Below are 253 nucleotides of genomic sequence, written 5' to 3'. Positions count from 1 at the left end.
AGCGCAGCAGCGCGCCCGGTGATTCCGGGAATTCGAAGCTGTAGAGGCGTTCCTGCAACGGATGCGATGGACGTCCGCCGACCATATAGCGCACGTGTAGCTTCGCCATTTCGTCGTCGGAGAGATCAACCACGCTGTAGCCGCCGTCGTTGAGCATCTGCAAAATTTCTTTGCGCTCTTCGAGGCCGCGGCTCAGGCGCACACCGACAAAGATGCAGGCGTTTTTGGCATCGGCAAAACGGTAGTTGAACTC

At 58.1% G+C, this 253-nt stretch carries 1 pseudogene; it reads right to left on the bottom strand.

The annotated features are described in order from the left end of the window. Positions 1-253 (bottom strand): annotated as a pseudogene (locus tag R2R70_RS21720) (threonine ammonia-lyase, biosynthetic); the annotation flags it as partial.

Source organism: Cobetia sp. SIMBA_158, from assembly GCF_046566945.1.
GTDB classification, from domain to species: Bacteria; Pseudomonadota; Gammaproteobacteria; order Pseudomonadales; family Halomonadaceae; genus Cobetia; species Cobetia amphilecti.
This window is presented reverse-complemented; position numbering and strand designations above follow the sequence as displayed.